Origin of the sequence: Acinetobacter sp. ABJ-A23_2 (genome assembly GCF_044538765.1) — a bacterium.
GTDB classification, from domain to species: domain Bacteria; phylum Pseudomonadota; class Gammaproteobacteria; order Pseudomonadales; family Moraxellaceae; genus Acinetobacter; species Acinetobacter nosocomialis_A.
On record NZ_JBIUCP010000024.1, the window covers coordinates 48,817 to 60,495 of the forward strand.

Sequence of the window (11,679 nt, forward strand, 5' to 3'; positions counted from 1 at the left end):
CAATGAATGATATGGCAGGTGACTTAGCTGTTTCTAAATCATCTATGCGATGAGCAAGTCAATGTATCTGATATTGGAGACGCTACACAGTTTCTAAATCATCTATGCGATGAGCAAGAAAAAGCTACCATTTTGGCGTACTGGCGCGGATTTCTAAATCATCTATGCGATGAGCAAGGTCGGAATGTTGACTGTTGCTGTGTTGATTTGTTTCTAAATCATCTATGCGATGAGCAAGTTGAAGTGCCCTGATGATCTTAAGTATGTGTTTTTCTAAATCATCTATGCGATGAGCAAGAGAGCCAAAGACTGCGATCTGCTTGATCAAATTTTCTAAATCATCTATGCGATGAGCAAGTAACAAACCTCATCTGATTTGTCGGCTTTATATTTCTAAATCATCTATGCGATGAGCAAGAAGTCTTGAGTAGTGGCAACTTGTGTACCATTTTTCTAAATCATCTATGCGATGAGCAAGTAACTTCGCCTTGCGAATTTCGAACGGGTTCATTTCTAAATCATCTATGCGATGAGCAAGAGTTAAAAGTAATAAAACCATCTTGCTCGATTTTTCTAAATCATCTATGCGATGAGCAAGCTGAGTACTTAGCTAACACAACTATTTTTAAATTTCTAAATCATCTATGCGATGAGCAAGGCTAAAAGGTATGGTTTTGCTATTAAAGTTCTTTTCTAAATCATCTATGCGATGAGCAAGAAGTTTGGCGAAGCAACTATTAAAAAACTTGATTTCTAAATCATCTATGCGATGAGCAAGTTTATGGTGTTATTACTGCCGCTCCGCATATTTTTCTAAATCATCTATGCGATGAGCAAGCAGTCAGCATTGTGACCAATGGGAAGAACCTCTTTCTAAATCATCTATGCGATGAGCAAGGCTTTTGTTGGCTTGTCGCATCGACCAAGGACTTTCTAAATCATCTATGCGATGAGCAAGTTTCTGACATTGAGCGATTGATTTTACCCAGCTTTCTAAATCATCTATGCGATGAGCAAGCACGACTTCTAGGGGTTCTTGGTGGCCCAGTATTTCTAAATCATCTATGCGATGAGCAAGTATTGACCAGCTTAATAAGCGTCTGTCTTGGTTTTCTAAATCATCTATGCGATGAGCAAGTAAATACATTATCGAAGCCATTAAAGAGGCTTTTTCTAAATCATCTATGCGATGAGCAAGGCCACCCACTAGATGCTGGGTTTATTTATATTTTTCTAAATCATCTATGCGATGAGCAAGACCGCGACCTGACCCAGCATAACTGTCGCCAATTTCTAAATCATCTATGCGATGAGCAAGCGAGCCATGCGGTTATCGTTCTCCATTAATAGTTTCTAAATCATCTATGCGATGAGCAAGAGCAGATTTTAGAAGTCTTAGACCCACCTAAATTTCTAAATCATCTATGCGATGAGCAAGAGACCAAGCGGCTGATTACTGGCGATAACATTTTTCTAAATCATCTATGCGATGAGCAAGTTTACGACCATCAAACTAAACGAATTATTTCCTTTCTAAATCATCTATGCGATGAGCAAGCACTAATAGTGCCGTAATAGTTCACATTGAATTTTCTAAATCATCTATGCGATGAGCAAGACGGCGGTGCAATATCATACGGGTTCAATCATTTTCTAAATCATCTATGCGATGAGCAAGATGTGCATGAATCCTACCCTCACTTGTATTATTTTCTAAATTATCTATGCGATGAGCAAGAAGTAAACATACATTTAGCTAACTCTTAAAAATTTCTAAATCATCTATGCGATGAGCAAGATAAAGCCATTTGTTCAGCATGCAACACATGTTTTCTAAATCATCTATGCGATGAGCAAGAACAAGAATGGCTGCAATCTTTAATGATGAAATTTCTAAATCATCTATGCGATGAGCAAGTTTTTCATTCTGGAAGCACAAAAGATGATGGTTTTCTAAATCATCTATGCGATGAGCAAGGTTAAGGTCCCTGCAATACTGATTTCAGCATATTTCTAAATCATCTATGCGATGAGCAAGGTTCGTTCATTGTTTATTTCCCGATACGTTAATTTCTAAATCATCTATGCGATGAGCAAGAATAATAGAATTTACGGGGGTGTTCGTTTCTTTTTCTAAATCATCTATGCGATGAGCAAGAATTACAAGGTTCACATTAGATGCTCAAAGAATTTCTAAATCATCTATGCGATGAGCAAGTACAAGGACTTGAACGCGGTAAGTCTGGTTTATTTCTAAATCATCTATGCGATGAGCAAGTACTTTTCAGGAAGTTGTCTATTTCACTTTCATTTCTAAATCATCTATGCGATGAGCAAGGTCGTAGAAGCCACCTTAGATTTCAATGATTATTTCTAAATCATCTATGCGATGAGCAAGGTTATAAACTTCTGCATAAGCGCGTGGCTTTTTTTCTAAATCATCTATGCGATGAGCAAGCGCATAACAGCACGAAATATTCATCACGTATCTTTCTAAATCATCTATGCGATGAGCAAGTAGAGTTAAGTTAAAACAAAACTCTTAAAATCAATTATATAAGTTTTTAATGAGTGAAAATACTTCGTTATGAGGTACTTAAGTTAATTGTATGATTTTATTTGATTTTACTACATGTGTCAGTAATGAAGCTAAACATATAATCTAAAATATCTTGGTCTTGGCATGTTTCAATAAGCTGCATTCGGAATTCTTTTTGATTTAATCCTTTTGCTGCACATGTAAAAGCGAGTGGCATTACAAAAGCATCTTTAACTAGGTCCGCTAGGTCAAAGACCAGACCTCCACGACGTGTTTTACCGTGCAAAATAGGGAGGGCAAAGCTAATTCCCATTCCATTTAAAGCAACTGCTGCATAGCCATAGGCAATATAGTTTCCATGATCGAGGTAGCTGTTGGCTATATCAGCAATAGTGTCGTGAGAGTTTTTTCCTTCATCACGAATAAATTCAACTCCAAAGCCTTTAGCAAGTTGTTTGTATAACGTTTTAGCCCAACGTCCTTCGGCTGCAAGTAATTCTTGTTGATTTTCGGAGCGATCAATATCTTGTTTAAACGTGTTTAAAGCATTTTCATCAATATAAATACCAGATTGAATCAAATCAAAATTCTTTTTCCATGATTGTGATACGAGGGCAATACGTTCAAGTAATAATATTTTTGCCATCAGTAAACGTGCATCATCTTCTAACCATGCTCTCATCCAAATTTGCATATATTCAGTAGGACGGTATTCACTTTGGGGCGCTAAAAATGTTAAGTCTAATGATGAAAATAAAGGGGAACCACCAGAACCGCAAAAACCAACCATGACATTAGATTCCGCTAAACGTCTGGCAGCCGCATCTGTTAATGAACTGCCTTTGCCAAGGAGTAAAAAGGCTGTGTTTTTCTCGGGAATATTATAAAAATATTCGACAGGTTGTGAGTTCTCCGTCAAGTAAACAATTCGATCATCTTTTAAAACGACACGAACTCTTTCGAGATAAAATACGCAGGCACGCTTTGAAAGCATAAGTGGGCGGCTGCGTTCTTGACGGAGTTGACTCATATTATATTTCCTTAAAAAACGGGTAGGGCAAAAGGACTTTCCTTACGGGCAAGTCCATAGCTATCGGGCAGCCCGTATCCCGCGTTTTCACTCTCCTGAACATCAATAATGACTGTAAAACCATGACCTGTACTGCTGACTACCTGAAAGAAGGGCATTCCTTTTGCAGTTTTTAAGCGTCTATCTCTTAAAGGTTCATTTTGATGAGAAAGCTTTGTGCGTTCAGCTTTTTGGGTTGGAATACGAAACTTTCGATAACTTTTCCAACCAGAAATTTTGGCCGTAGGAACAGGAATTGCGGCACCTAAAACGGTATAGTCGCGAATTTTCCAGTGTCCTTTAATTGCCTCGATTAACTCATCTAACTCATCCTGTTTTTCTGCAAAAATTCGCAAAATATCAAAGTTAGGTTTAGCTGAACGACCATGTTTTTTTTCAAACTGTTCCTGCTTCGCTTTCAATTTATCGGATATCTCCAACGCAAGAGCGTAATGCGCAGGTAGTTTTCGAAATGCACCATGAATGACGGTGTAAATTTGATTACGAATATGACCAAGTTTTAAATCCGTATCATCTGATGATTCAATAACACGGATATCCAGATAGTAATTGGCATCCATCATTATTCACCCTCGGAGTACACGCCACCACGAATTAAACATGCAATCAGGAACATCCCTTTTTCGCTGTTTACATCTAGTTCATCAATTTCTTTTAAAATATCGAATGCAGAAACTTTGTCTTTACCTACGCGATAGAAAATCTGTCCTTCTAGGTTTGCACCGTTAGGCTCTACTGCAATTGGCTTTTCATCGTTTTCTTGAAATAGTGGATACCAAGTGTCAATTGTTCTTAGAGCATTTCCTATTTTTTGGTCACGTAATGCGGCTTGACCTAGATATTGGTTGTCATTTGCTTTGTGGTCTGGCTTTTTCGGTGTTAATTGATATAAAGATCGAGAGAAACCTTTTGGTTTATCTTCTAAGTAATTTTGAGAAGGGAAAACTTCTACACCACCCATTCCAAAGTCAACAATCGCTTCAATATGCAATGCTGCACTTGTGGATTCGCCAGTAATTCCTTTTAACAAAATATCTGCTAGTTTTTGTTCTTGTTCAGATGGTTGATCAAAACTCTTAAGGTTATAAGAAAGTGCATCAAAGCTAAATGTTTCAGGGTAGTCTTGAGCAGTCACTTGAATGGTAATACTTTCAGCGACAATGCGATTACGCCATAACCAACGGCCATTAACAATATTACGTACATAACGACGCACAACTTCTTTAAGTCCATCGCTTTCTTTGGCGCGATTTACAAAATTTAAGAAAGCTTGACGGAAATTATATTCTTCAGTTTTGTCAGCACCAGCTTTAGAAGCACTTGCAAACAGTACATAGCTCAAGTCAATAAAACGAAAGTCCCATTTCACCAAAAGTTTGGCTTTAGGTTGTAATTTTGCAGATTCGGTAAGCTGAATATTGGTGACTTCGCGAGCAAGTGAATTACCTGTTGCAGCCCCTTTTTCTTTGTTACCTGCTACGTTTTGAGTACCTCGAATACCGTGATACATCACATGTAAAGGCTCTTGTTTACCATCTTCAAATAAATTAAAAAAAGCCCCATCACTCACCACTGTACCGCGTTGTAAAGAAAGGCTACCCGGTAATTTCTTAAAAATTGTCATGTGAAAAAATCCTTATGCTTAAAAGTAAGTTATGCATTGATACAATTTTGTTTTAAAAGAAAAATGTCGTCTTGCGGCCAGTGGTAGGTCCACAATAATTTTTGCAAGTTATGCCAAGTGTCATCCTCAGTCTCGGTATTTTTCCTTAGAATCTCGCCTAAAGAAAAATACTGAACAATGCCGGTAAGCGGTTCTGCATAGGCATGTGCTGTCGTTTCCTGATCTTGTGCTTGGCGAATACCAGCTCGTTGGTCTGTGAGTGGCTCAAGTAGGGCGTACCCCAAATTAGTTGCCGATATCCAACTTAAATTTTGATCATTAAAGAAAGCTCTAAGCGCATCTGCTTTTAATGCCAACAGTTGGGTAAATGCCTGAACTCGATTAATTTGTTTACGCTGCTGATATTCAATAAGCAAATCTTGTCGATCTAAAATGGCAAATCCAGTTTTGATTTTCTTTAGAGCTGCTTCTAATTCATTTTCAGCATATGTCGTAATTTCTAAAAACTCGATAATTTGTCCGCCAGCAAAACGGCTACGTTTCAGTATATTTGTTAGCTTTTCTGGACTAATCCGAGAGCTAGAAAATTTGATAACAAGGCTAAACTCTAAATGACAAGATGCGGTTGGTTGTAAAGACAACGCATATTTATTTTTAGAAGAATAGTCCTTTTTACCAATAAACACGGCACCACGACGTTGAGCAGGCGTAAAGCGGCCATAGGCTTGCCCACCTAAACGTTGTTGGTCATGATGAATATAAATAATGCCTTCTTCTTGAGTGCCTAATTGTCTTGCCAAATGATGAGCAAACATATTGGCTGCAAACAAAGGCACACCACCTAATAAAACGCCATTGGTTTGCATATTTGCATTTTGTACTCGCATACGAGGAATAACGACATAACGACTCATCGAATAATCTCCCGTAAGCGACGGGCGATATAACCTTCTGAATTACTATCTAGGCTAATTGATACAGTTTCATTATTTATTTCTATATCAAACGTTTCATTGGTAATTTTTCTAGCCAGATAATTTGAGAACTTTATTCTCCAGTTATCATCTCTTAGTTCTGGATCAATCAAACCTTGTAAAACAAACGAAAGGCTCGGATGAACCCAAAATGAAGGGCGCTCAATCTCTTCCATACTTGGTAGAATTGCTTCAGCTTCTTCTAAAATATTTTTTTGGAAAGTCGCTTGTCTTAATACATCTTTAGCAAGGATATTCAGGAAAACAACTTCTTGGTCTCGAACATCCCGATTGGTAGAAGGAGCGAAAATCTCGAGATCATGCCAATTTTGAATAGTATTCGTTGCAGTAATAACAAGTTGGCGATTTAAAATTTCTGACCACTCTTTAATTGCTTCTTTTGCCCGTTTAGTTCCATTAAGCAGTTTTATTTTGCGGGATAGACGTATCGTAAATCCGTTATAGAAAATCGCTAATGCTTGGCGTACTTTTTCACTTGCTTGAGGAGCGTCAACTGTAATAGGGCGTTGCATTGAACGAACGAGGCTTCCCACATTCTGTGGATTGGCTCCGCCTATGCCAAAAACAGCAGTTTGAATGCGGTTAAACTCACTGTCTTTTTCTTTGCGTAATTCATTTACAGTATCAACTTCTTGGTTCACCAGATAATTTACACCAGCAGCAGTAAGTGGGCTTACTGAAACGTATTCACCATTTTTGGGAATTAAAAGCTGGCGCATACGAATATCAATGTTTTCTGTACCTGCTTGATACGGCTCATTAAAAATAGATGAAATGGATGGCTTGAGCTGTTCCACTTGTTGTTGAAACTCAGCTTCTTCTGAACTGATATCATCATTAATCATGGCTGCTTTTACGACTTTAAAAATAGAAGCCGTTTTACCTGCATTTGCCTGATAATCGGTTGGAATAAGGAAGTCTTCATTTAATAAAGTTCGAGCACTAAGATAGGGTAAATCAAGGGCTTGTTGTTTACTTAAACGAATCCCGCCTTTTTCAATATTGGAATTAATCGTCTTTAAACTAAAGTGTACCGATTCTTCTAAAGCGTTTATAAAAATATCAGTTTGTGGTTCAGGCATTATCTTCCCCGTTTTTGTTATCTAGCCAATTTTTAACACATTATTTGAAAAATGAAAGTGTTGAAGAAACACTTGGCGTCATAAATTGTCGCCAAGTGTTTTGGACATTAAAGTGACTGTTAATTAATTTAAATAAAGCCGACCTTATTCATAAATATCGGCTTTAAATAGAGTTCTAGCTGGTATGACATGCATTACAGCAGTAATAACATCCGTTGATTCGAGCGTTAGGCCATCTTTGTTTTGCTGCTAAAACTGCGCTAAAACAATTCAAATGTTCACCCAAATCTACTCTGTTTTGAGGATATGGCATAAAAGAGCAACCTGTTGTGAGGTTATGAACTTCATAATCGCCATTTGCTTGAACATTTTGATTGATGATGAATTTAGACATAGCTCTTACTCCTCACAAATCACAATGATTGAAGGTAGATCTACGCTTTGCTGTGTAGCAGGATGAGACAAAAATTTGAAATGTTGTGCTATCATTTGATAGTCCTCCGTAGTAATTGAACGCTGTGGAAATGGACTAGAGCAGATATGAAGTTTTTGCGGGCTGAATATCTGCTTTTTTTATGCCTATTTCTTGATCTAAGTATTAATGTATTAAATTACTATGTCAAGTTTTAAATTTAAAATGATTCAAAGAATCTAAATCTATATATTAAGGGTTAAGTTTTATTGTGGAGGTGTCATTTTTCTTTATTATTCAAACTAAATCCATTTAAGCAATGGCAAACATTCATTAAAAGAAACTACATCTATAGATTAATTTCTCAACTACTTACGCAGTAGCGAACAAAAGCTATTATACAGAAACGACTACAACTACTTGCAACTATTTGTTAAGTACAGATAAGCTAAAATATACTTTCAAAACGACATGAGATGTCGCTCTAGGACTATATCCTGTCATTAAAACTTTCTCTTTTTAAAACAAAAGATTATATTTTTATTACATTTGAACTTTAACAATAAACTATGCACGTCATTCTCATCTCGGCTTGTGAAAAAAGAGCTTTAAAGAAAACTCGAGCGATTTTGGATAGCTATGCTATTCGTACAGGACATTTGTCTTGGCAAGCACCAATGACAATGGACGGCTTAAAAGAAATTCGTAGTGCATTAAAAAAAGTAGCCACCCGACAAACTGCGGTAGCTGCTTATATTAATTTTGGTGTGCGAAGAATGAAGCTGGCTTGGGTTGTGGGAGCAAAACATAAATTTGCACACGATGGTGCATATCCAGTTGCATCAACTAAAAAACAGCAAAAGTTACTCATGCTTGATGAGTGGGTCAAAGTAAGTAGCTTGTTGGCAGGTGCAGCAGGGGACATGCATGATATTGGTAAAGCTTCACAACATTTTCAGAACAAATTAAGTCCAGAAATGGCAGGACAAAAAATTAGAGATGACATTCGACATGAATGGCTATCTTTAAAACTATTACAACAACTCCGAAAAAATGGATGGGACTGGCAGCTTGCTTGGAAAAATTTAGATAAAGGTTTAGATAAATTTACTTTAGGTGATCGACAAGAAATTGAACAGGGAATCCAAAACGAATTAGAAGCAGTCGATTATTTAGTTGTTACACATCATGGTTTATTAGGAGTTGAAGAAACTTTAAAAAATGATCCATTAGCCTTACCTCACTATGAAAATCATGTTCGTACATTAGTTCCAAGTCGTGAACAAATTACCTGTGCTGGTGAATTGCCAGACTCTATTTTTAAAAGCCATCAAAAACGTATGCAGCGTTTAACTGCATTAATACCAGAACAAAAAACAGATCAGCTTTTGTATTGGAAAGCCTTAGCACTACATTCACGTGCAGCACTGATTCATGCCGATCATATTGTCTCTGCTCAACAGTATTCTTTGCAAAAACCTGAAAATGTATCGTTATTTGCAAATACAAAGCTTAAAACTATAGACCAAGACAAAAAAGCCAAATTACAAGATCAGCCACTAGAATGGCACTTACACCAAGTCGGAGATCGGGCTTCACGCATTGCAGTTCAAATGATGACTGATTTGAGTTTATCTGGTCTATCTGAGCAAACAGTTGAATATATTTGCCAGCCAACAACTCACCCGCGTTTCCAATGGCAAAATATTGCAGCAAATGCGTTGCAAAAAAATATACAGAAGCACCCTGAAACACCGGCATTGGTATTCAATATTGCAGGGACAGGAAGTGGTAAAACCCGTATGAATTTGCGAGCTGCCTGTACTTTACGACCAGATGACCCAAGAATGTCGATTGCTCTTAATTTGCGTTCTCTAACTTTGCAAACTGGGCACGCACTTAAAACATCGATGAATCTAGCGGAAGATGAAATCGCCGTGATTATTGGAGATACTGTTACTCAGACTTTATTCGATCAAAGTAAAGAGAAAATTGAGTTTGTTGATGAAGATGAAAATCATCCAGAACCTATTTTTGATGCTTGGGGTGAGGACTGCGATTTACCTGAGTGGTTACATCCATTATTTACGGTTGAAAAAAATGGACGTAAAGTTTTAGATCAAAAAGAAACAACAATCCTCGCTTCGCCATTATTAGTTTCAACCATTGATTATCTGATTGCAGCGGGTGAACCACATAGACAAGGACATCATGTTAAAGCATTACTCAGAATGATGAGTAGTGATTTGATTTTAGATGAAGTTGATGGCTATGAACCTAAAGCATTGATCGCTGTTTTGCGCTTAGTCCAGTTAGCTGCAATGTATGGTCGAAATGTTATTTGTTCGTCAGCAACCTTATCACTTACAGTTGCCAAAACAATTCATCGGGCTTTTGAGTCGGGTATACAGATGCGGGCAGCCCTTTATGGTACCGAGAAAAAATCAATCATTGCGATTATTGATAATGAGCTTAAACCGCAGGTTTGGTTAGAACGATCAAATCAAAAATCAGAATTTAATACAAACTACCAAAAGCATTTAGATGATTTACAAGTTCACTTGCTCTCTAAGCCTACCCATCGACAGGCTCAGTTGCTTTCATTACCTGAAACTACAGTTTTATCGTGGAAACAGTCTGTATTGGAAGGAGTAAAGCAACTTCATCAAGAGCATGCATGGAATTTTAAAAAGACCGAAAAGAAAATTTCTTTGGGGCTTATACGGGTTGCCAATATTAAACATGCAATTCGACTTGCCCAATTTTTATCAGATCATTTACCTGAGGCAAATGTTGCTTGTTATCATGCAAACGACTGGCTTATTTCAAGATTTTATAAAGAGCAACGTTTAGATCAGCTTTTAACACGTCATAAAGACGGTAAAAAAAGAAAAACTGGTAATGAGCAGATCGAACAAGATGATGAAATCATTGACCTCATTCAAAAATCTAATTCTCTAAATATTCCATTTATTGTGATTGCAACACCAGTGGAGGAAGTTGGACGAGATCATGATTTTGATTGGGCTATTATTGATGCATCAAGTGTGCAGTCAATTGTACAAACAGCGGGTCGTGTTAATCGTCATCGGTTAGAAAAAGTACAGCAACCCAATATTATGATTCCACAATGGAATTATCGTTATTGTGAACGACGTGATATTGAAAAACTTAAACAACAAAGTAAACAGCGTCGCCCTGTATTTATATACCCTGGCTATGAAGGATATGGTTCATCGGTAACTTCAACTTATTCATCTCAAGATTTAAAAGAGCTTTTGCCGTGGGATCATCAATCTCAATTAGTCATTAATGCCCGATTGCGTTTTGATCAAGTAAATTGTTTGTTTGCAAAACATGATGACCAACAAATAGGAAGTTTTTGCCAAAATTATTTTAATGATCAAGGGGAGCAGTTATTTTCTCGGGCGGATGTAGATGCAAGTATTATGACTGAGAATATTTATAATTTAACGCCTTTACGAGAACGTAATTATCAAGAAACTTATATGTTTGAGTGGGCTGAGAGCTTGATTGTTAGAAAACAAGTTTATGGTTTTGATGAAAAAGCGGCTAAAACTTTAAAGTATCCAAAATATGGTTTGGTATGGGATCAAGTGAAGTTCGAAGAAATTCCTGCTAAACCACAAGCATGGTTAGCTCTCGATCCACAACAAATGAAAGATTACTGTTATGAGTACCAAATTGCCAGTGAACAAGGCTGCCGTATATCTTTAACACCTTACAATAGAGATGAAATACCTACTTGGTCTTATGATTATGGCTTTGGCGTTATGGAGAAGTGAAAAATTTTGTATGAACTCCCTACTTAAATTTATTTTAATTATCGATTGTTAATAATTAATTTTTATTTTAATTATTTCTTAATGAATTTCTATATATGGAGAATTTGTTGGTGGTAAAATATGATTTTGTG

Annotated in this window: 7 protein-coding genes and 1 CRISPR repeat array (1 of these 8 only partly in view); of the genes, 1 reads left to right on the plus strand and 6 read right to left on the minus strand. The window is 37.0% G+C overall.

Annotated elements, in window-relative coordinates:
* Window positions 1–2,518: direct repeats of the CRISPR family, unit length 28 nt; unit sequence TTTCTAAATCATCTATGCGATGAGCAAG (it extends 1,770 nt beyond the left edge of the window).
* 97 nt (window positions 2,519–2,615) lie between these two features.
* The 6 genes from cas1f to ACH63V_RS10155 form a co-directional block, all read right to left on the minus strand.
* Window positions 2,616–3,569, minus strand: coding sequence for a type I-F CRISPR-associated endonuclease Cas1f (cas1f, locus tag ACH63V_RS10130; protein WP_396463423.1), 954 nt, complete (start codon window positions 3,567–3,569; stop codon window positions 2,616–2,618).
* 11 nt (window positions 3,570–3,580) lie between these two features.
* Complete coding sequence (locus ACH63V_RS10135) at window positions 3,581–4,189, minus strand: type I-F CRISPR-associated endoribonuclease Cas6/Csy4 (RefSeq protein WP_238516823.1); 609 nt, start codon at window positions 4,187–4,189, stop codon at window positions 3,581–3,583.
* Between the two features lie 2 nt (window positions 4,190–4,191).
* Window positions 4,192–5,253, minus strand: coding sequence for a type I-F CRISPR-associated protein Csy3 (gene csy3, locus ACH63V_RS10140; protein ID WP_396463424.1), 1,062 nt, complete (start codon window positions 5,251–5,253; stop codon window positions 4,192–4,194).
* A gap of 29 nt (window positions 5,254–5,282) precedes the next feature.
* Complete coding sequence (csy2, locus tag ACH63V_RS10145) at window positions 5,283–6,167, minus strand: type I-F CRISPR-associated protein Csy2 (RefSeq protein WP_396463425.1); 885 nt, start codon at window positions 6,165–6,167, stop codon at window positions 5,283–5,285.
* On the minus strand, window positions 6,164–7,330 hold the full coding sequence (locus ACH63V_RS10150) for a hypothetical protein (RefSeq protein WP_396463426.1): 1,167 nt from the start codon (window positions 7,328–7,330) through the stop codon (window positions 6,164–6,166). Before ACH63V_RS10150 ends, csy2 begins: the two co-directional genes overlap by 4 nt.
* A 175-nt stretch (window positions 7,331–7,505) precedes the next feature.
* Window positions 7,506–7,724, minus strand: a complete 219-nt coding sequence (locus ACH63V_RS10155) for a hypothetical protein (RefSeq protein ID WP_396463427.1) — start codon at window positions 7,722–7,724, stop codon at window positions 7,506–7,508.
* A 587-nt stretch (window positions 7,725–8,311) separates the two neighbouring features.
* Between ACH63V_RS10155 and cas3f the strand changes: the two genes are divergently transcribed.
* Complete coding sequence (cas3f, locus tag ACH63V_RS10160) at window positions 8,312–11,548, plus strand: type I-F CRISPR-associated helicase Cas3f (RefSeq protein WP_396463428.1); 3,237 nt, start codon at window positions 8,312–8,314, stop codon at window positions 11,546–11,548.
* Window positions 11,549–11,679 lie beyond the last annotated feature (131 nt).